A 20,955-nucleotide genomic window follows, 5' to 3' on the forward strand; every position below is an offset into this window, starting at 1 on the left:
GTGTCATCCATCAGCCTGCCACATATTCCTTGACGGTATTTCTCCTCTTGCGCAGATGGGCTAAAGCCTGTTGTTCCAGTTGACGTACCCTTTCCCGACTGATATTCATTCTTTGCCCGATTTTCGCCAAGGACAATTCTTTCCCGTCTTCTAGGCCGAATCTGAGTTTTACCACCTGTTGTTGTTGGGGATTCAATTCTCCCAACAGTTTTTGTAGGTCTTGACGCAATAACTCCTGGGTAATATAATTATCTGGAGATACGCCATCATCCTCTAGCAATTCTGACAATTCCGTGTCTTGGTTGTCCCCCACCTTCACGTCTAGGGATATGGGCTGACGGGCAATGCTGAAGTACTCTCGTATTTGCGCCGGTTCTAGGTCTAGGGCTTCTGCGATTTCTGCCGGGGTTGGGCTGCGTCCCAGTTTTTGAGACAATTCCCTTTGGGTCTTCTTGATTTTGTTCAATTTTTCGGTAATATGGATTGGAAGACGGATGGTTCTGCCCTGTTGGGCTATGGCCCTGGTAATGGCTTGACGAATCCACCAGTAGGCATAAGTGGAGAATTTAAAACCCTTGGTGGGGTCAAACTTTTCCACCCCTCTTTCTAGTCCTAGACTCCCTTCTTGAATTAGGTCTAAAAACTCCATGTTGCGTTTCTGGTACTTCTTGGCTATGGCCACTACCAGCCGCAGATTGGCCTCAATCATCTTCTGCTTTGCCCTTTTGCCCTGATAGAGGATTTTCTGTAACTCCTTGGGGGTTTTGTTGGCTTTTGCCGCCCATTCCTCTAGGGTGGGTTCCCTTCCCAATTCTTTGGTCAGTTCCTCCTTTATCTTGTACATAGCCATCATTTGCTGTACCTGCTTGCCAAACAGGATTTCCTGTTCGTGGCTTAAAAGAGGAACTTTCCCGATTTCCTGTAGATAGGTGCGAACCATATCTACAGTGTTGGTTTTTCTCTTGTCTGATTCGCTTACCTTTACTAGGTTAGCGTTTATCTTGGCGTTGGACATAGGGCTTCTCTTCTCCTTTTAATCAGCTCTGAGTGTTGAAATGGTTGGCGGCAAGGGCTACCTTTTCCCTTTCTAGTGCTTCCCCAGACCGATAGATTCTATTTTACTCTTACTTAGACGGCATTTTTGTTACAAAAGTTCATTTTTTTCTCTCTCCCACCCGGCTCTAGGTTACAATAGTATCGGACCGGGGCCGACGCCCCGTGGGTGGTCTCACTTACTATGATGACAGCTTTGCCCCACCTCTGCTAGGGCTGGCGTTTGTGTGATTCCCGCTCTTTCGGGTAGGGCTATACGCACTTTTGTCCTTTTGGCTATCCCTCCTTATGATTTTAGCTTACCCCTTTTCTGTCTTTGTTTAACACATCTTCCCCATTACTTTCCTCTCCGGCTTATTCTATAGACGCCTTCGGCCTCTTTTTGGTAGCTGAGCTGATACTTCTCCGGAGATAGCCTTACTACTGTCTGTGCATTTTTTGCTTCCATTTTTACCAGTAAATCCCCCCCCTTGTCCACTTCTAAAATCCTTCCTCTATTATCCCCTAATTTTACTTCTTTGTCAAGGTGAAAAAGAAACTTATTATAGGTATTAATAATACTTTCTATTCCTGAATTTAAATAATCATTATAGCCCTTAATCAAACTGTAAATGACCTGGCGAGCCAAAAATTGTAGTGGGGGTGGTTCTTTAGCAATTGTGTGGTAAAAGTAGGACTGTAGGCTGATTCCCCCGGGAGGCGGTGTATTTTCGTAGTTGAGCCCCACACCCACTACTGCCGCGGTGATTAGCTTATTTTCTGTTTTTGTCTCCCATAAAATTCCCCCCAATTTTTTCTCCTCTAAAACCAAATCATTAAGCCATTTTATTCTCACAGGAATATTCTGCTGATTAAAAGTCTCGACAATGGTCGCTGCACTAAAGATTGTAAGATGAGATAGGGCTGTTACTGGCAAATTCAAATTTAATCCTACACTTAGATATAATCCTCCCTCCCTAGATTCCCACCTCTTGCCTCTCTGTCCTTTTCCTGCTAATTGTCTTTTTGCCATCACCACTAGGGGAAATTCCTTATTTTCCTCTTGCCTTAGTCTCCAGGCTTGGTTATTGGTAGAATCTAGGCTATCGTATAAATAGACCTTAATCCCATTTTCGCCTATATTTTGCCAGTACTCTTCTTTTCTCATATGCAACAGGCTCAAGAGGATTTAGATAATTTTATAGCTCCCAAAAAGGTTTCTGAAACCCCCAACAGACTTAGACTTATCTATTTAGCTATTTTGGCTTTAGGTATTCCTCTTGAATCTCGTATTATTCCTATTAGTAAATTGGAGTTAGATTTAGTAATTGATTATTTAGCAAGGCTGTTACAAAATTATGAAGAATTGATCAGAAGAGCATGTTCTCTGGTGGAACAACAGGCAGAAATCCCCCCGGCCCAGAGAAAATATTATGGCCTGGTAAAAGAATATCTTGAACGATTTTCTCTCCTGTCTACCTCTGAAGAATTCCTCCCCCTGAATTTGTCCGGTAAGAATATTAATTCTATTGCCCTGAAAGTGTTGACAGACTTATTATTCTATAGTAGCAGGGCCGGCAAACGCTATCTCCACTCCCAGTTGCAGTGTCTTTAAAGGGAACTATGTTTAACTAAAATAGAGTGAAAGTTGGAACCATGGAAAGTCCTTGTAGTTGAAACAGGGTGGGGGTGTGGGTTTTTTTTGCCTTTATGATTGTACTTAATTGTTTCAATTGTTAGCACCATTGTCCGGGTTATTGTCAGGATGGGGAAGAAGACACGGTTTAGGAGAGGAATATGACAGCAGACAGACAATAAAACCTAGTTTTGTGTTATCCTGTGTTCTACTGCCCCTTAAGATTCTTAACGATGACATTGGTATTCCATCTCATCATTTTCACATAGGTGTCTGCTTCTCCCCCCCCCTTGCCAAGAGAGTCGGAATAGAGTTTCTCAGAAGCTACCCTCACCCCAGCTTCCACCGCCACTGTTTCCATCAGTCTTGGATTAATGCTGGTTTCCACAAAAACAGTCTCCACTCCACTGTTTCTGATTTTCGCCACTAATTCTCTTACAGTTTGGGCACTGGGCTGTTCTTCCGTACTAATGCCAATTAGTGTACCTAGTATTTTTATACCATAAGCCCTACCGTAGTATTGAAAGGCATCGTGGGTGGTTATCAGTTTCCTCCGACTTACAGGAATACTCGCTATCTGCTGTCTTATCCAATTGTCTAAGTCTTGCAACTGTTGTATCAGTACAGCAGCGTTTTCCTTGAAAATTGCCTCGTCTTTGGGACTGGTTTTTATCAGTTCATCCCTGATAGTCTCCACCATTATTATGGCATTTTTCACGTCCATCCATACATGGGGGTCTACCTGTTTTTTGCCCTCATATTCTGTTTCCATGGGTTTTATCCTTTCTGTCTCGGCAACAGCCACCGCCTTGCCTCTTACATTAGTGGATTTTATCAGTTTGATTAGATTAGCCTCCAGATTGTAGCCGTTATAGAATACTATGTCTGCCCTTTCCAATTCTATATTATCTTTGGGCACAGGCTCATATACGTGAGGGTCATCCCCCGGTTTTAACAGACTAGTATGATTTATCCTACCCCCACCAACAGCCTGGGTAAAATCCGCAATAATCGTATTGGCAGATACTACTCTTATCCCCCCTTTATCTCCCCCCGGCTGATTGGCTTGTCTTTCACACCCCCCTATCAGTATCAATAAACACACACACCATATCCATTTTTTCATTTCTCTCTCCTTTTCATAATCTCTTCATATTCTACTGACTGAAGAGACTTTTCATAATCTTTTCATAAAGCCTAAGTATATGATTGGATAGCCGTTATAACTGCAGTGCCTCCAAGGAGCTAAAATCAAAAACATACAGATAAAGCCGAGGGTACAAAAGGTATGAAGTATCTGGTAGCGGTATTATCTGACAGAATACAGGCAGAAGAGGTATACACCGCATTGGAAAAGGCAGGAATCCCCACTACACAAATGTCTATTCTAGGAAAGGGTTATAAAGGCGCCGACGAATTTGGTTTTATTGACCCCTCCTTGCAGGCACGGAAAAATGCTATTAGGATGGCAATATGGCTGATTCCCTTTGGTTTTTTTGCCGGTTATACTTTTGACCTTATTACTACTATAGACGCCTTTGCCTGGGCCGGAAAGCCCTGGAATCACATTATCGGCGGCTTTTTAGGCGCCATTGGTGGGGCGCTCGGTAGTATTTTTGTAGGAGGTGGTATCGGATTTACATCTGGCAGTGGGGATGCCCTATCTTATCGCAATCGTCTCAATGCCGGCAAGTACATTGTAGTAGTCAAGGGAGATAATAATATCAAAAACCAGGCTACTGAAATTATCCGCCAATTCAACCCAGAAAATTTACAAGGCTACGAGACTACTGATCCCTAATTCTTGCCCCTGATTTGTGAGTATGAAAAACTCTTCACGCTCCTCTTTTTATTATCACAAACCATTGCTTGGAAATAGGCAGAAATTTCTCCAACAAAAGAATAGTAAACCTGCCCCAACATTATGGCGTTATCTCAGATATTTTAAATGGCGCCTGTTGCGAATAAAAGAACATCCCCAACGCTTAGCCAGGGGATTGGCCGTGGGAGTCTTCGCCGGGTGTTTGCCCTTAATGGGACTTCAATTTGCTATTAGTATTTTTCTGGCATTTATCTTCAGAGGTAACAAATTTTCTGCCCTAGCTGGTACTTTTATTAGTAATCCATTTACTTATGTGCCCCTGTTTCTTTTTAATTTCCAGGTGGGCAAATTTTTGATTGGTTTGTTTACGGATAATCGCCAACTGGATTTTCAGTGGAATTCTGTAGATGATTGGCGTAGTGAGGGGAGTGAAATAGCTGCAACTCTCTTATTCGGTTCAGTGGTAGTTGGTTTATTTTCTGCTATCATCGCCTATTATGGGCTACTCTATTTTCTACACCGTTGGCGTAGACAATCTAACTAAATACACACAGAATCTATGATTGTCTTATTGACTGATTTTGGACTTCAGGATGTTTATGTGGGGGTGATGAAAGGGGTTATTTATAGTATTAATCCCTCCGTTACTTTGGTAGATTTAACCCATGGAATCCCCCGACAAAATATTTTTGCCGCCAGTTTTGCCCTGCAGGAATCTGTCCCCTTTTTCCCCGACAATACCATTTATTTGGCTGTAGTAGATCCGGGAGTTGGCAGTGAGAGGAAACCTTTGGCTATCTCCTTTGATAGAGGGATACTTGTAGGCCCCAATAATGGTATTTTTACTGGGGTCATTAACAATTATAAAATCAAAGAAATCAGAGAATTAACTAATTGTAAATACTGGCTAATCCCCAATCCCAGTAACACTTTCCATGGGCGAGACATTTTTGCACCTGTGGCAGCATATATAAGCAAAGGAATCCCCCTACAACAGCTGGGCAATCAGCTGGAGGAAAGGGAATTAATTAGACTTCCTTTACCTCCTTTACAGGTAAAATCTACAGAAATAATCGGGGCAATTCAGTATATTGATATTTATGGCAACCTGATAACTAACATACCGGCAAAACTGTTAGAAAATAAAAACTGGTGTGTGGTGGACAAAGAAATAACAATACCCCACCGGCTAACCTACAGCAGTGTTGGGGTTAACCAGTTAGTGGCGTTAATTGGCAGTCATGGGTATCTAGAAATAGCCGTCAATCAGGGAAGTGCTAAAATGTTTTTGAACAAGGAATATGGCGATACCATCACGGTTAAAATTTACAGTTAAAATTGAATGACCATGAGTCCACAATCCCCAGTATACCAAGGACAATTTGGCCCCTATCAGATTACCTCGGCGGATAAACTAGAAGTCATTGTTTATCGTTTGGGTTTAACTCTTACTGGTTTGAGTTTTTCCCTCGGCAGTATTTTGTTTTTATGGAGGGGCCTAAATACTGCCACCGAATTGGCTTTGACTCTGTTGTTTTTCCTGTTTATTTTGGGCTTAGGAATTTGTCTGGAGACTATTCATATTTATCTTCAAACCCTTCGCAGTATATTGAGAATAGCCTGGATGGTGGGATTGAGCTTCACATTGTTTTTCCTGCTTACCAGTGACTATAATTTAGTAGAGTATGTAGCCAATCATCCTCCCTGCTTGCTTGGGATTGGATTTGTTTTTGTAAGTCTGACGGGGATTTTTATCAAGGAGGCATTTTGTTTTAATCGCCTGGAGGCGAAAATCTTGAGTTTTGTTGTGCCCGTCACTATCCTCTCCTATATTACAGGAATTTTAACCCCCAAGTTTGGCGGCTTTTTACTCACAGTCTGGAGCTTTCTGTTTTTGATTTTTATTCTCCGTAAATACAGTCAGGATATTCCTTCAGATATAGGAGACAAGTCTGTGTTTGAATACCTGGCAAAACAAAGAGAATTAAAAAAACAAAAACGGGCAATCAACTAGGAGACATTAAAAAGTAATTATCCAATACCGTCTTACAGTCGTTGGCGATTTGTTTTTTTAACTCCTCTAGGGAGGTAAATTTTTTCTCATCGCGGATAAAGTGCATAAGACGCACATTTAGAATTTCCCCGTATAAATCTCCATACCAATTGGGAATATGTACCTCTATTGTGACAGTTTCTCCATCCACAGTGGGACGTTTGCCAATATTTACCACTGCTACAATGCTACTATTGTTGTTGTGGGCTTGTCCTCGGCCATTTAAGGGAAAAGGCAATTCTACCATGGCTTGATATACCCCATAACGGGGAAGGAATTTGTCTGGGGGGATTTCTAAATTTGCCGTGGGAAACCCTATTTGTCTTCCCAATTTTTTACCCTCAATAACCCTCCCCTGAATTTGATATTCTCTCCCCAACATTTCCCTAGCAATTTCTACCCTACCCTCCAGCAAACATTCCCTGATAAACGAGCTACTAATACGTCTTTTCTCTCCGTGTAAAACAATGGATTGTTCAGGGGTAATATTGACTTCTATTCCATATCGTTTCGCTATATTTTCTAAGTCTTTGGCCTTTCCTTGTCTCCGGTAGCCAAAACGAAAATCCTCCCCAACACTGACAAAAACAGCACCGATTTCCCTGTGTAAAACATCGGCGACAAATTGTTGGGGGGTAAGAGAGGCTAACTCCCTATCAAAAGGTAATAAAATTAACTCTTCTACACCCAATTGTCCCAGAATTTTGGCCTTTTCTTCTAGAGGAGTAAGCAGTTTTTTCTTCTCACCAGTGAAAAACTCCTGGGGATGGGGAATAAAGGTAACCACTGCCGTTTTTATGTTTTTTGATTTGTATGTTAGTATGGGCAGTATTACACACTGATGTCCCCGGTGAAGACCATCAAAATTGCCAAGGGCGATCGCCCTATTACTGGGAGGAACTTGGGAGTAAGTTACAATTGTAATCACGACAACTAACTGTTAGGCAAAACTTATCTTTAACTATTTTATTGTGACTCCAAAAATTGTCAACTGTTATGGGAAAAAGGTGTCCAAATGGTTTTATAATACTTAGTTGAAGAAAAAATAGGCGGAATAAAAGATTATTTGAGGCCAAAAAGTATGGAAATAAAAACCAATAGCCAGAACAAATTAAATTGGAAAGGGGAAGCCATAGCCCTTGGTTTTTTTGCCCAGGATACAATCACTCTGGAGGGAGAATTGGCAGATTTAGATCAAAGACTTGACGGTGTATTGAGTGAGTTGATTGCAGAAACAGAATTCAAGGGGAAACCAGACACCACTGTGGTGGCTAGGGTAGGAGGCAAAAATCCCATCAGAAAGGTGATTATCACCGGCTTGGGGAAGGAAGAAGAGGTGAGTTTAGACACCTTCCGTCAGGCAGCGGCCTCCATCGCCAGAGTTGCTAATCAGGCGAAAGTAAAACATTTAGGAATCTGTCTGGCCTATCCCCAATACGATGATAACACCCTAGCCCAGGTGATTGCCGAAGGGATTATTCTTGCCTCCCATCAAGACAACCGTTTTAAGTCTGAGACACAAGATAAAAAGATCACCCTGGAAACAGTGGAGTTGCTGGAATCAAATGCTAAAGGGGAGGCTATCGAAAGGGCAAAAATTATATGCGATGGCGTGATTTTTGCTAGGGAGTTGGTTAACGCACCAGCTAATGTTGTAAACCCCGTCACCTTAGCAGAAACAGTACAAAATCTAGCCCAACAATACGGGTTACAGTTGACCATTCTGGAAAGAGAAGACTGTGAGAAACTGGGAATGGGGGCATTTTTGGGGGTGGCACAAGCCTCTGATTTACCTCCCAAATTCATCCATCTAGTATACAAACCCCAGACAGAGGCAAAACGGAAACTGGCTATTGTGGGCAAGGGATTAACTTTTGATTCCGGCGGCTTGAATTTGAAAGGCCCAGGTAGTGGTATTGAAACCATGAAGATGGATATGGGAGGCGCCGCCGCCGTTTTTGGTGCGGCTAAGGCAATTGCCCAGCTAAAACCCCCAGTAGAAGTGCATTTCATCAGTGCCGTAACTGAGAATATGATCAGTGGTAGGGCAATGCATCCCGGCGACATCCTTACCGCCTCCAATGGCAAGACGATTGAGGTTAACAACACCGATGCAGAAGGGCGTCTTACCCTTGCCGATGCCCTCGTCTATGCCGAAAAATTGGGAGTAGATGCCATAGTAGACTTGGCCACCCTTACTGGTGCCTGTATTATCGCCCTAGGCAACGATATAGCCGGCTTATGGACTAAAAATGAACAACTGGCTTCCCAATTGAAGACTGCCGCCGCCGCTGCCGGAGAGAAAATCTGGCAGATGCCCCTAGAGGAAAAGTACTTTGAACAAATGAAATCTACGATTGCTGACATGAAAAATACAGGTACCCGCGCTGGAGGCTCAATTACGGCAGCCCTCTTCTTGCAACAGTTTGTAAAAGACACCCCCTGGGCCCATTTAGACATTGCTGGGCCAGTTTGGGCAGAAAAACCCACTAACCTTTACAATGAGGGAGGCACTGGTTTTGGTGTTCGCACCCTGGTCAACTGGGTTTTAAATAGTTAATTAAAATAATCAGTGGGTAGACTTATGGGAGAGTCCAAGAGAAGACAACAAACCCTAGGGGAGGAATACGGGAAGGAAAAGCCTATTTTACCATGGCTACCCTTTACCAAGAGTCAGGCTGAACAGGTGTATAGAATTACCACCCGAGGCGCCTGGATTGGCATTGGCGTCTTGGCAGTGGTGTGGGTTACCATCAGATTCATTGGGCCGGCCTTTGGTTGGTGGACAGTACAATAATATGGGGGGGAAAAAAAGGCACTGGGGAAAACTGTTGTCTTTTCCCCTTGGCTTACTCTACGCCATGCCTGCCGCCGCCAACAATCCCCCCAGAGTAGATGCTACGGTGGAGTGCGACATTTTGGTGGTAGGAGGGGGATTGGCAGGGGTAGCCGCCGCTTATGAGGCTTTGTTAATGGGGAAAACTGTTTGTATTACTGACATTACCGACTGGGTGGGAGGACAAGTCTCCTCCCAAGGCACTTCTGCTTTAGATGAACGTCCCAGACAAAGACAGGAGTTGCTTTTCCCCCGTGGCTATCTAGAATTTCGCCAGAGGATAGCGCAATTCTATGGTACACTAAATCCAGGACAGTGTTGGGTCAGTCAGTCCTGTTTTCTACCAAAGGATGCCCATACCATCTTATTACAGCAGTTACAAGATGCTGCCAGGAGGGGGAAAGGAAGGTTGAAATGGTTCCCCAACACTGTAGTGAAGGAGCTTACAACAGAGCAATTAAAATCCCCCAGCAGGAGTGTTCAAATTACTAGTGTTATTGCCATTCAACACTCCCCCCAACCCAACACGCCACCTTTAAATACAGAAACCCTTTCCCAGATTTTTGAAGACGCCTACACCTATGAGGATTCTGGAAGGCTGAGGAAGAAAATTATCCGTTTTGTGCCTCCTTTAGCCGACAAATGGCGGAAGAAAATACACTGGGTTGTCATAGAAGCCACTGAAACCGGGGAATTAGTAGCCTTAGCGGATGTGCCCTATAGACTGGGGATTGACGCCCTTAGCGAATTTGAGCCCTCTTCTTCCAGTAAAACCTCCTATCCCTATTGTACTCAGGGCTTCACTTACACTTTCGCCATGGAGATGACAGAGACTCCACAACCGCAATCTGAGCCCCCCTTTTACAAGCAATACGAGCCCTATTATAGTTATGAATTACCCAGACTGGCCAATTTTAACCTAGTCTTCACCTATCGTCGCATCTGGAAGGCATTTGACAGCGACACGGAGGGTTTTGAAGGCATTTTTTGGACTAAACCCACCCCTGGTGACATCTCTATGCAAAATTGGACTTGGGGTAACGACTATCGTCCAGGCACCCCTCAAGATAATCTTATTTATACTAGGGAACAACTACAACAATTAGGACAATTAAAACCCGGGGGTTGGTTAGGCGGACTACGAGTTGAAACCTTGCGTAAAGCAGAGGAACATGCCCTAGGTTTCTACTATTGGCTGGTGGCAGGCACCACTGATTCCCAATTAGGAGAGGGGGTAAAAAAACCCGCCCCCAATCACCGACTCCTCAAGGGCTTTGATTCCCCTATGGGTACCGCCCATGGTTTATCCAAGTATCCTTATATTAGAGAGTCTAGGAGGATTATTGGTCGTCCCAATTATGCCTATCCAGACGGTTTTGTCATCAACGAGATTGACATCTCCCGCCGCAATTACGCCTCTGATTACTATCGTAGTATCTTGAGTCCTGAACAATATCGTCGTTTAAGGGCACTAATTGCTGGTTTGGAGGGCCTTTCGGTGTTAGCGGGGCATATACCCCCAGATAGGGCTCCAAAGCGCCGTCGCTCTACTATTTACCCCGATTCTGTTGGGATTGCTCATTATGCCATAGATTTTCATCCCTGCATGGCAGAAACCCCCCCGGAAAAGCCAGGCAACCGGGAAAGGGAAGGGGAAAGAAGGGGTGAGGGCATGGCTTATCCCTTCCAAATCCCCCTTTCTGCCATGATTCCCCAGAAAATCGACAACATGATTGTAGCTGGCAAATCCATTGCCGTCAGTCACATAGCCGCTGCCGCCTATCGCACCCAATCCTTTGAATGGGCTTCTGGCGCCGCCGCCGGCACCACTGCCTCTTTGGCCCTTAATTTCGACATTTTCCCCTACCAGTTTCTTGAAGGTTTTGCCTTTGCCAACAAATACCTACGGCAATTACAAACCCTTCTTGAAAACAACGGCAACCCTATCCGCTTCCCCAACACCTCCATCTTCAACCCCCAAGACGACTGGCTTTAATCCCTATACTCCCCAACCACCCTCTCTTGACATTTCCCCCCTTGCCAACATCCGCCGACGCACCCCAATGGATAGAATTGCTACTTTTTGCATCTAAACCCCTATTTTGTCCCCCGATTTAATGATGACAAATATCAATAAAAAAAGCCAAGGTAAATTCAGTCAGACAGATACACCAACGCGTAACGGTATCTTTTTATTGAAATTTTTTATCATAAATTTTCCGTGTCCCCCGGGCTTGTTGAAAACAGACTGAGTTTAGGATAATGATTATTATTCGTATGTAATCCTCCCTGTATAACCTCACGGCCAATAAAGTAAGGGTTTATGATTGTAAACTGTAACCCAATCCCCATCTACAACCCCATTTCCCCCCTCGCCGTATTCAGGATAATGATTATCATTCGGATGCGGTTGGTTACTCTCTTTACCACTTAGATACAACCCTTGACAACAGACAAAGGATTCTCCTTATCCTGCAGAAATTATATCACCCCTCACGAAGGCGGGGGATTACTTGTAGCCAAAGTCGTTGCCTTCCCCTTACCCACCCGATGGGTGATAATTATTGTTTTCTTCTTCCCGGATAATCCCTTTCCTGCCGGCTATTCTTCCTTCCATGGTAGTAAACTAGTAATCTCGACACCAAAAGATAATTGTTTGTCAATAGCAGGAGGGGTTTTTATTGCCATCCAACTGGTTACCACCCCCGGGGGAGATTATTCTCCCTTCCCTCTAGACTAGTTACTTACTCTCGCCTCCCTTTCCCAAGATAACTATTATCTGTTAATCTTTCCTTCCCCCCCTTCCCCTCTCTCTCTAATCCACTTTCTTTCTTCACCTTTAATCCCTTCCATTCTTCTTTCTGCCTGCAATACCACTTCAGCTTGTTGATATTTTTTTATGCGGTTTTCCCCACATCCCCGACAGATTCTCTATCTACTTTCGAAGACAAAAACTATGACATTCCTCCCAACCTTTACAGTCAACCAGACAATTCCATTTTTTTTTTCTCCTATGTCCGTCTACCGGGCTTTTTATATGGGAAGACTTCCGTTATTATATCCAAGGCCACTTCCTTTTTTCTGCCTTTCCCCCACATTGTACTTTGTGTTTTTATTTTAGCAAGGGCTTAAGTTCCATCAAACTATTGCAACTACCTCCTTGTTATGTGATTTATTCTTCTTCTTCTTCTTCTTTCTTTTCCTCTTCTCCGGATAACCCATAGGAAGGATTATCATTGTTATCCCCACCAATTACTTCTCTTTTCCAAAAGCAAGATAAAAATTCTCATTCCCCTCTCCCTCCAATCACAGAAGAATGATTATAATTGGTATGCAATCAGTTTCCCCATTGCCAAATAACCCCTGAAAGCCGAAGACTATGTCAGAGTTGGTTACTAGTTGGTTACTAGTAGACAGACCATGGTGGTGGTTGGTAGAGTTAATCCCAGAATAATGGTTGTCAACCGTTTCCCAGTCACCCCCTGCTAGGGATTGATAGTCTTGTAGAGACTGGCTACAGTGATTATTGTCCCCTTGCTATCAGCCACCCCTTTTAGTCTTCTTCTTCTCGTCTTCCCCCTCCCTTCCCCTCAACCCCTACCCCCTACTAGACAACATGGCCTTGATGGTAGCTACGAATTGTTCATGGTCAACTACAGGCTTGGATATGTAACCATCAGCACCACTTTCCGCCAAAAACGCCTCTTTATCCCCCCGCATAGCATGGGCAGTAACCAGGATAACAGGAATAGACCTAGTTTTCTCGTCCGATTTGAGCATTTGAGTTATTTGTATGCCGTCTACTGGTTTGCCCTGATAATAACTATTGGATAGGGATACGTCCATTAGAATAATATCAGGAACACCCGCCCTTGCTAAACTCAAAATCTCCTCCACATCCTCACTTCCCTTTACTTCAAATCCCCCTCTTTTAGTCAAAATTTTTGCAAACACCTTCATGTTGACGGGGTCATCCTCTACAATTAACACTGTAGTCATTTTTTGGCCTGTCGGTATATTCTTTCATTACGTTTAATGGATTCAAAAAAGTCTACAACGGGACGAGGATAATCCAATCCTAATTTTACCCCATATCGTTTCTGTTCTTCAGCAGACAATTTCCAGGGCTCATGTATTTTTTCCCCCTTAATGGCGGCAATTTCTGGTAGCCAATGTCTTAAATAATCCCCATTATAGTCATAGTCTTTTGATTGCTTCGGTATGTTAAAATAACGGAAGCCCCTGGCATCATTGCCCACACCGGCAGTATAATTCCAATTTCCCCAGTTACTACACACATCATAGTCTATCAAAAGGGACTCAAACCATTCCGCACCCATTTGCCAATTAATCCCTAAATTCTTCGTCAGGAAACTGGCTACATTCTGTCTCCCTCTATTAGACATAAATCCTGTCTCCTTCAACTCCCTCATATTAGCATCTACTAGCGGGTAACCTGTTTGTCCCTCGCACCATGCTACAAATTTTTCCCAGTCTTCTTCCCACGGTAGGGAGAGATTTTGAATTCCAGAAAGGTAAAAAATGCGATTGCCATACTTAACAGCGGTAAAACGGAAGAAATCCCGCCAAAGCAATTCAAATACTAGCCAATAGGTGGAGTCATTTTTAACTCTTTCCTCCTCATACTTTTTCACCTGCCAATAAACATAACGTGGGGAAAGACATCCTAATGCCAACCAGGGGGAAAACTTAGAAGAATAATCCGCCCCCAGCATTCTATTACGAGTTTGTTTATAATCCTTAAGGCAGTCTTTTTCCCAAAAATAGTGTTTTAGTCTTTTTAACCCCTCCGTCTCTCCACCCCTGAAATTCAATACTGCCTTTGGTGAGGGGGTGAATTCTTCTAATCCTAATTCTGTTAAAGTTGGTATTTCCCCTATTTCCATCTCTGGTGTCGGTGGGAGTCTTTCGGGGGAGGGATAACAGGGTTTAACCTCACTCTTTTTCTCCACCTCCTTTCTAAAATTGGTAAACAAATCAGGAATTTCGCCCACCGGAAATGGCAAATCTTCTGGATGGTATAAGGTAGCCTGCCAGTAGCTTTCTACTTCCACATTCATCTTTTTTAGTCTCTTGGTAAGCTTTGTTTCTACTGATTTTTCCTCTGCCGTTGCTTCTTCTGAATAATAAACTATTGCCACTTGATTTCGGTAGACTATTTCCGGTATAATTTCCTCCGGAATTCCTCTTCTGATAATCAAATTGCTTCCCAACTTTTGGAGGGAATTTCTCAAATCCGCTAGACTTTCCAACAGAAACCTTGCCCTAAATTTCCCCGTCTTCGGGAAGCCAAAAGAGGTGGTTTTGAATTGTCTTTCGTCTAAACAATAAAATGGTATAATCCTGTCAGGGTTTCCAGCTAAGGCTTTGTGGATTAGAATTTGGTCATGAATTCTTAGGTCATTACGAAACCAAATTAGTACAGTCTTCATCTGCTATAATAACCCCGCCGCTGACAATAGGTAATGACAATAATTAATTTTCCCATTAGCCCGCCCTAATGGCAACAAAAGTCACCCTCCCGGTAGTAAAATAAATCCTGGGCTGAAGATGTTATAAGAGAATGTCAGGACCATTTTGGGATAAATAGGGTAAAAATGGAAAAATTTACACATAAACCTGTTTTGGTTCAGGAAATCATAGAATACTTAAAAATAAAAGACAAGGGCCACTATTTAGATGCGACAGTTGGAGCAGGTGGGCATGCAGAATTGATTTTAAGCCAGGGAAATAACATTAGAATAACCGCCATTGACCAGGACGAGTCGGCTATAGTTTTTGCCAAGGAAAGACTAAAATACTATGGGGAGAGGGTGACTTTTTTTCTAGGAAACTTCGCCGATTTTTCCCCAGAAGGTGACAGAATATTTGACGGTATTATAGCAGATTTGGGGGTCAGTTCCCCCCAACTGGATAACCCTAAAAGAGGATTCAGTTTCCGCCTGGAGGGAGACCTAGACATGCGGATGAATCAAAGTCAACCTCTCACGGCAAAAGATATTGTTAACAGTTGGGGGGAAAAAGACTTGGCAGATTTGTTTTTTACCTACGGCGAGGAAAGATACTCTCGTCAGATTGCCCGTATGATAGTACAAAAAAGACCATTCTATACCACAACTCAATTAGCAGAAGCCATTGCCTCCTGTGTACCTTCAGAATACCGACATGGTAGAATACACCCAGCTACTCGCACTTTCCAAGCCCTTAGAATCAAAGTTAATGAAGAGTTGAGTAGTCTGGAGAAATTTTTACAAAAGGCACCATCTTGGTTGAAACAAGGGGGAAGAATAGCCGTCATCAGTTTCCATAGCTTGGAAGATAGAATTGTCAAAAACCAATTTCGCCATCATCCCCTCTTAAAAATTGTCACCAAGAAGCCCATTGTACCCAGTATAGCAGAAAAAAATAATAATCCTCGCTCCCGTTCCGCCAAACTCAGAGTCGCAGAAAGAATATCCCCCTGACATCTTTTCTCCCCCTTCAGGCAAAAATGATAATAGAAGAGGGTATTATTATCTCCCCATTTCACAGGCTATTATCCTTTTTGGTATTTGTTCATGGTATTCATTTACACTCTTTTAACTCCCTCTATTTACCCCGGTATCAGCCACAAACACAGAAAACAAATCCCCATCTGGAATCTGTCCAAATTTATACCATAGTTACCATACACACTTATAACGAAACAAGAAAATTAGAATTTCAATGCCCCCTTAGGCAGGGAAAATAATATGACTAGGATTGTTTTCGAGGTTAAGTCTACCCTTAAGTGCCCCGTGGCAACGGGAATAAATATACTCCTATAGGCTGCTAGAATACAACAGAAAAAACAAAAGAATCCAAAGAAAACCCGGATTAAATTAATGGCTCTTTGGCCCTATAAAGTAGGGAGTAGGTCACAACAATTTTCTCCCTCTGACAGGATTTAAACCTATAGCCGACAAGAAAAAAAAGACAGATAATTGTGATGTAAAAAAGAGCAACAAGTTGAGATAAAATCAGAGGGAGAACATTCTGAAATAAAAGCGTTAGGATGAAAGCACTAGTTTTATCCGGTGGCAAAGGCACTCGTTTGCGCCCCATCACCTACACAGGTGCTAAACAATTGGTGCCAGTGGCAAATAAGCCCATCCTGTGGTATGGCATTGAGGCAATAGTTAAGGCAGGGATTACAGATATTGGCATAATTATAAGTCCGGAAACAGGGGCCCAGGTAAAGGAAAAAACAGGGGATGGTAGTCGTTTCGGTGCTAAAATAACCTATATACTTCAGGAAAGCCCAGACGGTTTGGCACATGCTGTCAAAGTAGCCCGTCCCTTTTTAGCAGATTCCCCCTTTATAATGTATCTGGGGGATAACCTCATCGCCGACGACTTACAAGAGTATCTGGATGAATTCAAAAGTAAAAACCTAGACGCCCTAATCCTACTAAGAAAAGTCTCAAATCCAACGGCTTTTGGTGTTGCCAAACTGGATGAAAATGGACGGGTATTGGAGTTAGTAGAAAAACCGAAAACCCCCCCCTCAAACTTAGCATTGGTTGGTATCTATTTTTTCTCTCCAGCTATCCATGAAGTTATCGAAACACTTAGGCCGTCCCCCAGGGGCGAGTTGGAAATTACTGATGCCATTCAAGCCCTTATTGAAAGAGGTAAACACGTAGAGGCAAGACAGTTAAAAAATTGGTGGTTGGATACGGGGAAAAAAGACGATCTACTGGAGGCAAATAGGATTATTTTAGACACCACCCTGCCGCCGGGCGAAAAACCGGCTTTGGCAGAAAATAGTCAAATTATTGGCAGGGTAAAAGTAGGCCAGAACACCAGTATAGTCAATTCTACCATTAGAGGGCCTGTCATTATAGGAGACAATTGTCGTATTGAAAACTGCTTCATAGGCCCCTATTCTAGCATTGCCGATGGCGTCATCCTCACCGAAGTAGATATAGAACACAGTGTAGTACTGGAAAAGGCAGAGGTGAGGGGTATTCAGCAAAGAATTGTAGACAGTGTCATTGGACAGAGGGCAAAAATCTACTTTCAGCCTAAACGTCCCAAAGCCCTCAGTTTCATGGTGGGTGACGACTCTATAATAGAATTGGCCTGACTATTACCTATCTAATCCCCTTGTCAAAATACTCCATTGTACTCTATAATAGGAGAACGTGTTGTAAGGTGGCGTCCAGGCTTGGATGGGTGCGTAGCTCAGATGGATAGAGCAACCGCCTTCTAAGTGGTTGGTCACAGGTTCGAGTCCTGTCGCACCCGTGTGTTGCATCAAGGGCCGCTAGGGGTCTAGCAGGTTGAATTCAAGCAGGTTAAATTCACTAGACAAGGTTTTGGTGTCGCTAGTTTTGTATTCCCCCTCGTAGTTGTAGCAGAAAAACTAGCACCAGGTCAAACTGAAAACAGGCTTAAAGCAGACAAGTCAAGGCAGAGTCTATTTTCCCCCCAGAATAAACCTGACCTTTAACCCCTCCCACAATCCCAGAAAAATTTGACTGAGGAGGACAAAATTGAGAAAAATTACCAAGAGATGGACAATGCTGACCAGACCATATGTTTATATATACCAAACAAGGATAATCCGGCTCAATCTCAAAGCCTACAGATGCACAAACTAGGCAGCGGATAGGCGGCAATCAGCAATTGTTTCTAGCAACAGGAAGGCTCAAAAAACAAATTTACTTTCTGTAAGTTTAAAATGCCTATGGGGCTTAAAACTGAAAATACCTGAGTAGATGGTAGGCTAATTGGGGGTCAAGATCAAGTCTATTCTTTAAATCCCCCATGTGGCGGTATTCACCACCAGTTTCCCTCTCCCTTATGATTTTTGTGGCTATTTCTGGCGGAAGGTTGGGGATTTGTTGTAGTTGGTTTAGGGTGGCATAATTGGGATTGATTCTTTCATTCTCGTAACAGCTATCTGGGAGGTAATAGCTGAAATACAATACCGGCCGCCATGGCTGGATTTGAAACACTGACACCCCCAAGGCTGCGGCTAAGTCTTCTATACACAACAAGGGGATACCAGAATTTACAATCTCCACCAATTTTTTGGCTTGAATGATAGAAATGCCCGGCAATCTTAACCATTCGTCTACTGTGGCCCTATTTACGTCAATTTTCACCCCTAATTCCCCTGCTATTTCTATCTCCCTCTCTGACTGGAAACGATAGTAAGGATTTTTTTTTAGTTTGGCTGCCAGTCGTTTTTTTTCCAGCAGCCACTGCCAGTCATCTGACAACCACCCCATATATTGCAAATTATTAAAAATTTGGATTCTTGTTACCATCTTAGGGCAAACTAGTCATTGAGTGCCAGGAGGGTTAATCCTCGGCTTGTTTTTCCCACTGCCAGAAAATACCATTGTCAGAGGAGTTTTTACCATGCCTATTTCCGAAACTCAAGTATTTGTCGCCTTGATTATTGCCTTGATTCCTGCTATTTTAGCCTATCGTTTGGGCCTTGAGTTATACAAATAATCCCCTTTATCCTTATTACAATTAATTCCAAGTGGTGTAGGTAAGCCAATAACCTTCCATCATTACCTACACTGTCTTTTTGTATTTCTTTTCTTGTTGCTTTGCCCTCTTCTGCCCATAGATAATTTTGCTTACAACTTGACTCCTAATTACAATAAAGTAAGGTCTCCTGCCTAGGGAAACATGGGCTAGTGGCAGTGGTGGGGTTTTTGATCCCATTGAGGTAATATCCCCTTGCACTCCTCAAAAAGAAAAATAAGGGGAGGTTTATTAAATATACTGTCAGATAGAGGTAGCAAGGCGTGGTGACTACCTGTCAATGGCAGGATGAAAATTGGCAACAAAACCACCTCATTGGTTTAATTTAGTTTAATTGGCGTTATCATAGACCCTTTCTACTCTACAAGGGCAGATGTTAACACATCCCTGCCCCTTATTTTCCAAAACCCCATGCCCATGGTGTTATCGGATACACAAACAGTTGAAACTTTTTCTCCTAAAATGAGTCCCAAATGTCAAAAGAGGGCAAAAGGCTTTGATGGGTTTGACTCATGTTTCAAAGGCGTGTTTTTAGTGGTGTTTTTTTGCGTAATTGTCTGCTGGCTTACCTGTTGGTGGGTTTATCTTCTTCTTATATGGCGGATTCTTACCGCCAATTCAATAATAATATTCAGGGGGAAAATACCGAAATTTACTATCGTCTTATCTCCTTGCGTTTCTCCTATAGTCTTAGGGAAAATATCTACAGGTAATATAGGGGGATAATAAAAGACTTTTTAACATAAACAAACCTTCAAGGAAAATAGGGGCAATAGGGGCGTTGCGATGTTTTACTTTGATGGGAATTTGCATAGAGATAATAAAATCTCCCTTGACATAAATAGTCCCGTCTGGCTGTATGGAGTCTCAGTTTTTACTACTATTAGAATATATGGCCACTCCCTGTCTCATCCTCTAACTAATTGGAATCGGCATGTAAGGCGTTTAAAAACCAGTATAAGTGAATTTGAATGGCCAATGCCAGACTGGGAGAAAATAAAAACAGAGGTGGAAGACTTGTCAAAACACTTCCCTGTTATAAGGATTGCGATTCTTCCCGACGGCAAGGAGATTATTACGGGAAGGAATTTGCCCGAAAATCTAGGGGAAAAACAACGACAAGGAGTGAGGGGTTTAGTATTATATGATGACGTAGTAAAACGAGGGATAAGCCGACACAAAACAGGAAATTATTTACCCAACTGGTTGGCGTTAAATATGGCCAAAAAACAAGATTGTCAAGAGGCAATTTTAACTGATAAACAACACCACTGGCTGGAAACGGCAACGGGAAATCTCTGGGGTTATAAAAAAGGTGTCTGGTTTACACCTCCCCCAGGAGAAATATTGCCAGGCATTGCCAGAGAAACTATTATCGACTATGCGGATTTTCCCATAGAAGTAAACCAGTGGACCGAGGAATTTGTAGAAGAATTGGAAGCAGTTGCCTATAGTAACAGTGTGGTGGAAATAATCCCTTTTTCTGAAATCCAAATGAGGGATAAGATTAAAAAATACAATCCCCTCCACCCCGCCTACTCCCTCCTGAGAGGTGTCTATAGTAAATTGGCTTAGTTATGCGGGTTTTCCCTTTCCACCCATGATTTTAAACGCAAAAGATTGAAAGTCTGTGCCAAACTCAACGGCAGTAAAGAAACCCCCTCTAAACGAGACTGAATCCAACCATCTCCCCAACACCACTCCTGATAACCGTCTATAGCACCACTCAAAATTATTCTAATACAATTACTGTTAATGGTTTCCACGCAGTTTTCCACTTCCAATAAGCCAATTTTAAAAGTAAATCTATCCCCTGACGACAACTCCTCTTTCCCTTCTTTCTTCTCTATAATATTCAGGGGGAAAAACCATTTTTGCAACTGCTCAACCCTCAAAATACTATCTCGTAGCCTTTTTTCTGTAGCGCTAATCTCAATTCTTAACTCGCTTTGTTGGAATCTACCCCACATAAATCATCCCCCTTCCTGCTGCTAAAAAAGGGAATAAAAGTATAAAAAGTGCAAAATACA

Annotated in this window: 22 protein-coding genes and 1 tRNA gene; 15 read left to right on the forward strand and 8 right to left on the reverse strand. The window is 42.8% G+C overall.

What is annotated here, in order from left to right; translation table 11 throughout:
* Window positions 1-10 precede the first annotated feature (10 nt).
* Together IGQ44_07635 and IGQ44_07640 are read right to left on the reverse strand one after the other, a co-directional pair.
* Window positions 11-1,015 (reverse strand): RNA polymerase sigma factor, RpoD/SigA family, encoded by a 1,005-nt coding sequence (locus IGQ44_07635; GenBank protein ID HIK37846.1) that lies wholly within the window; start codon window positions 1,013-1,015, stop codon window positions 11-13.
* 375 nt (window positions 1,016-1,390) lie between these two features.
* Window positions 1,391-2,200 (reverse strand): biotin--[acetyl-CoA-carboxylase] ligase, encoded by an 810-nt coding sequence (locus IGQ44_07640; protein ID HIK37847.1) that lies wholly within the window; start codon window positions 2,198-2,200, stop codon window positions 1,391-1,393.
* On the opposite strand from IGQ44_07640, the gene IGQ44_07645 reads away from it, so the two are divergent.
* Window positions 2,201-2,647, forward strand: a complete 447-nt coding sequence (locus IGQ44_07645; protein ID HIK37848.1) for a DUF3038 domain-containing protein — start codon at window positions 2,201-2,203, stop codon at window positions 2,645-2,647. It abuts the gene before it with no gap.
* Window positions 2,648-2,876: 229 nt separating this feature from the next.
* Here IGQ44_07645 and IGQ44_07650 read toward each other — a convergent pair whose 3' ends face one another.
* A complete protein-coding gene (locus IGQ44_07650; GenBank protein ID HIK37849.1) occupies window positions 2,877-3,794 on the reverse strand; it encodes a zinc ABC transporter substrate-binding protein in 918 nt (305 codons plus the stop codon).
* 162 nt (window positions 3,795-3,956) lie between these two features.
* Here IGQ44_07650 and IGQ44_07655 point away from each other — a divergent pair, with 162 nt between their 5' ends.
* Genes IGQ44_07655 through IGQ44_07670 form a run of 4 tightly spaced genes read left to right on the forward strand, consistent with a single transcriptional unit; the run spans window position 3,957 to window position 6,504 of the window.
* Entirely contained in the window at window positions 3,957-4,469 is a 513-nt protein-coding gene (locus IGQ44_07655; protein HIK37850.1) for a hypothetical protein, read from the forward strand.
* Window positions 4,470-4,491: 22 nt separating this feature from the next.
* Window positions 4,492-5,034 (forward strand): DUF2062 domain-containing protein, encoded by a 543-nt coding sequence (locus tag IGQ44_07660; GenBank protein HIK37851.1) that lies wholly within the window; start codon window positions 4,492-4,494, stop codon window positions 5,032-5,034.
* A 15-nt stretch (window positions 5,035-5,049) separates the two neighbouring features.
* Complete coding sequence (locus IGQ44_07665) at window positions 5,050-5,826, forward strand: SAM-dependent chlorinase/fluorinase (protein ID HIK37852.1); 777 nt, start codon at window positions 5,050-5,052, stop codon at window positions 5,824-5,826.
* Between the two features lie 12 nt (window positions 5,827-5,838).
* Complete coding sequence (locus tag IGQ44_07670) at window positions 5,839-6,504, forward strand: DUF2301 domain-containing membrane protein (protein HIK37853.1); 666 nt, start codon at window positions 5,839-5,841, stop codon at window positions 6,502-6,504.
* Here the strand turns inward: IGQ44_07670 and IGQ44_07675 are convergent.
* On the reverse strand, window positions 6,497-7,468 hold the full coding sequence (locus tag IGQ44_07675) for a bifunctional riboflavin kinase/FAD synthetase (GenBank protein HIK37854.1): 972 nt from the start codon (window positions 7,466-7,468) through the stop codon (window positions 6,497-6,499). The two genes, IGQ44_07670 and IGQ44_07675, sit on opposite strands and share 8 nt — an antisense overlap.
* 156 nt (window positions 7,469-7,624) lie before the next feature.
* Between IGQ44_07675 and IGQ44_07680 the strand changes: the two genes are divergently transcribed.
* The 4 genes from IGQ44_07680 (at window position 7,625) to IGQ44_07695 (ending at window position 12,119) form a co-directional block, all read left to right on the forward strand.
* On the forward strand, window positions 7,625-9,103 hold the full coding sequence (locus IGQ44_07680; GenBank protein HIK37855.1) for a leucyl aminopeptidase: 1,479 nt from the start codon (window positions 7,625-7,627) through the stop codon (window positions 9,101-9,103).
* Between the two features lie 24 nt (window positions 9,104-9,127).
* On the forward strand, window positions 9,128-9,340 hold the full coding sequence (locus IGQ44_07685; protein ID HIK37856.1) for a DUF2839 domain-containing protein: 213 nt from the start codon (window positions 9,128-9,130) through the stop codon (window positions 9,338-9,340).
* A gap of 1 nt (window position 9,341) precedes the next feature.
* Window positions 9,342-11,375, forward strand: a complete 2,034-nt coding sequence (locus tag IGQ44_07690; GenBank protein HIK37857.1) for an FAD-dependent oxidoreductase — start codon at window positions 9,342-9,344, stop codon at window positions 11,373-11,375.
* 447 nt (window positions 11,376-11,822) lie between these two features.
* The gene (locus tag IGQ44_07695) at window positions 11,823-12,119 is read left to right on the forward strand and encodes a hypothetical protein (protein ID HIK37858.1); all 297 of its coding nucleotides are present in this window, start codon (window positions 11,823-11,825) and stop codon (window positions 12,117-12,119) included.
* A gap of 857 nt (window positions 12,120-12,976) precedes the next feature.
* Here IGQ44_07695 and IGQ44_07700 read toward each other — a convergent pair.
* Both IGQ44_07700 and IGQ44_07705 read right to left on the reverse strand, forming a co-directional pair.
* A complete protein-coding gene (locus IGQ44_07700) occupies window positions 12,977-13,378 on the reverse strand; it encodes a response regulator (protein ID HIK37859.1) in 402 nt (133 codons plus the stop codon).
* Window positions 13,375-14,832 carry a DASH family cryptochrome gene (locus tag IGQ44_07705; GenBank protein HIK37860.1) on the reverse strand — a complete coding sequence of 486 codons (1,458 nt, stop codon included), beginning with the start codon at window positions 14,830-14,832 and terminating at the stop codon, window positions 13,375-13,377. The genes IGQ44_07700 and IGQ44_07705 overlap by 4 nt, the downstream gene beginning before the upstream one ends.
* A 165-nt stretch (window positions 14,833-14,997) precedes the next feature.
* Between IGQ44_07705 and rsmH the strand changes: the two genes are divergently transcribed.
* From rsmH to IGQ44_07720, 3 genes are all read left to right on the forward strand, one after another.
* Window positions 14,998-15,864 (forward strand): 16S rRNA (cytosine(1402)-N(4))-methyltransferase RsmH, encoded by an 867-nt coding sequence (gene rsmH, locus IGQ44_07710; GenBank protein HIK37861.1) that lies wholly within the window; start codon window positions 14,998-15,000, stop codon window positions 15,862-15,864.
* A gap of 569 nt (window positions 15,865-16,433) precedes the next feature.
* Window positions 16,434-17,507 carry a glucose-1-phosphate thymidylyltransferase gene (locus IGQ44_07715; GenBank protein ID HIK37862.1) on the forward strand — a complete coding sequence of 358 codons (1,074 nt, stop codon included), beginning with the start codon at window positions 16,434-16,436 and terminating at the stop codon, window positions 17,505-17,507.
* Between the two features lie 87 nt (window positions 17,508-17,594).
* Window positions 17,595-17,668, forward strand: a tRNA-Arg gene (locus IGQ44_07720).
* Between the two features lie 449 nt (window positions 17,669-18,117).
* Here IGQ44_07720 and IGQ44_07725 read toward each other — a convergent pair.
* A complete protein-coding gene (locus IGQ44_07725; protein ID HIK37863.1) occupies window positions 18,118-18,657 on the reverse strand; it encodes a ComEA family DNA-binding protein in 540 nt (179 codons plus the stop codon).
* A 139-nt stretch (window positions 18,658-18,796) separates the two neighbouring features.
* Between IGQ44_07725 and psaM the strand changes: the two genes are divergently transcribed.
* The 3 genes from psaM (at window position 18,797) to IGQ44_07740 (ending at window position 20,500) form a co-directional block, all read left to right on the forward strand.
* Entirely contained in the window at window positions 18,797-18,886 is a 90-nt protein-coding gene (gene psaM, locus IGQ44_07730; GenBank protein ID HIK37864.1) for a photosystem I reaction center subunit XII, read from the forward strand.
* Window positions 18,887-19,437: 551 nt separating this feature from the next.
* Window positions 19,438-19,638, forward strand: coding sequence for a hypothetical protein (locus tag IGQ44_07735; GenBank protein ID HIK37865.1), 201 nt, complete (start codon window positions 19,438-19,440; stop codon window positions 19,636-19,638).
* 73 nt (window positions 19,639-19,711) lie between these two features.
* On the forward strand, window positions 19,712-20,500 hold the full coding sequence (locus IGQ44_07740; protein ID HIK37866.1) for an aminotransferase class IV: 789 nt from the start codon (window positions 19,712-19,714) through the stop codon (window positions 20,498-20,500).
* Here the strand turns inward: IGQ44_07740 and IGQ44_07745 are convergent.
* Entirely contained in the window at window positions 20,497-20,895 is a 399-nt protein-coding gene (locus IGQ44_07745; GenBank protein HIK37867.1) for a hypothetical protein, read from the reverse strand. The genes IGQ44_07740 and IGQ44_07745 overlap by 4 nt on opposite strands.
* Window positions 20,896-20,955: the final 60 nt, after the last annotated feature.

Source organism: Geminocystis sp. M7585_C2015_104 (genome assembly GCA_015295805.1).
GTDB lineage: Bacteria > Cyanobacteriota > Cyanobacteriia > Cyanobacteriales > Cyanobacteriaceae > DVEF01.

Coding starts and splice junctions, on each gene's coding strand:
- IGQ44_07635 (HIK37846.1), bottom strand. CDS start 1,015: ATGTCCAACGCCAAGATAAACGCTAACCTAGTAAAGGTAAGCGAATCA.
- IGQ44_07640 (HIK37847.1), bottom strand. CDS start 2,200: ATGAGAAAAGAAGAGTACTGGCAAAATATAGGCGAAAATGGGATTAAG.
- IGQ44_07645 (HIK37848.1), top strand. CDS start 2,201: ATGCAACAGGCTCAAGAGGATTTAGATAATTTTATAGCTCCCAAAAAG.
- IGQ44_07650 (HIK37849.1), bottom strand. CDS start 3,794: ATGAAAAAATGGATATGGTGTGTGTGTTTATTGATACTGATAGGGGGG.
- IGQ44_07655 (HIK37850.1), top strand. CDS start 3,957: ATGAAGTATCTGGTAGCGGTATTATCTGACAGAATACAGGCAGAAGAG.
- IGQ44_07660 (HIK37851.1), top strand. CDS start 4,492: ATGAAAAACTCTTCACGCTCCTCTTTTTATTATCACAAACCATTGCTT.
- IGQ44_07665 (HIK37852.1), top strand. CDS start 5,050: ATGATTGTCTTATTGACTGATTTTGGACTTCAGGATGTTTATGTGGGG.
- IGQ44_07670 (HIK37853.1), top strand. CDS start 5,839: ATGAGTCCACAATCCCCAGTATACCAAGGACAATTTGGCCCCTATCAG.
- IGQ44_07680 (HIK37855.1), top strand. CDS start 7,625: ATGGAAATAAAAACCAATAGCCAGAACAAATTAAATTGGAAAGGGGAA.
- IGQ44_07685 (HIK37856.1), top strand. CDS start 9,128: ATGGGAGAGTCCAAGAGAAGACAACAAACCCTAGGGGAGGAATACGGG.
- IGQ44_07690 (HIK37857.1), top strand. CDS start 9,342: ATGGGGGGGAAAAAAAGGCACTGGGGAAAACTGTTGTCTTTTCCCCTT.
- IGQ44_07700 (HIK37859.1), bottom strand. CDS start 13,378: ATGACTACAGTGTTAATTGTAGAGGATGACCCCGTCAACATGAAGGTG.
- IGQ44_07705 (HIK37860.1), bottom strand. CDS start 14,832: ATGAAGACTGTACTAATTTGGTTTCGTAATGACCTAAGAATTCATGAC.
- rsmH (HIK37861.1), top strand. CDS start 14,998: ATGGAAAAATTTACACATAAACCTGTTTTGGTTCAGGAAATCATAGAA.
- IGQ44_07715 (HIK37862.1), top strand. CDS start 16,434: ATGAAAGCACTAGTTTTATCCGGTGGCAAAGGCACTCGTTTGCGCCCC.
- IGQ44_07725 (HIK37863.1), bottom strand. CDS start 18,657: ATGGGGTGGTTGTCAGATGACTGGCAGTGGCTGCTGGAAAAAAAACGA.
- IGQ44_07735 (HIK37865.1), top strand. CDS start 19,438: ATGTTTCAAAGGCGTGTTTTTAGTGGTGTTTTTTTGCGTAATTGTCTG.
- IGQ44_07740 (HIK37866.1), top strand. CDS start 19,712: ATGTTTTACTTTGATGGGAATTTGCATAGAGATAATAAAATCTCCCTT.
- IGQ44_07745 (HIK37867.1), bottom strand. CDS start 20,895: ATGTGGGGTAGATTCCAACAAAGCGAGTTAAGAATTGAGATTAGCGCT.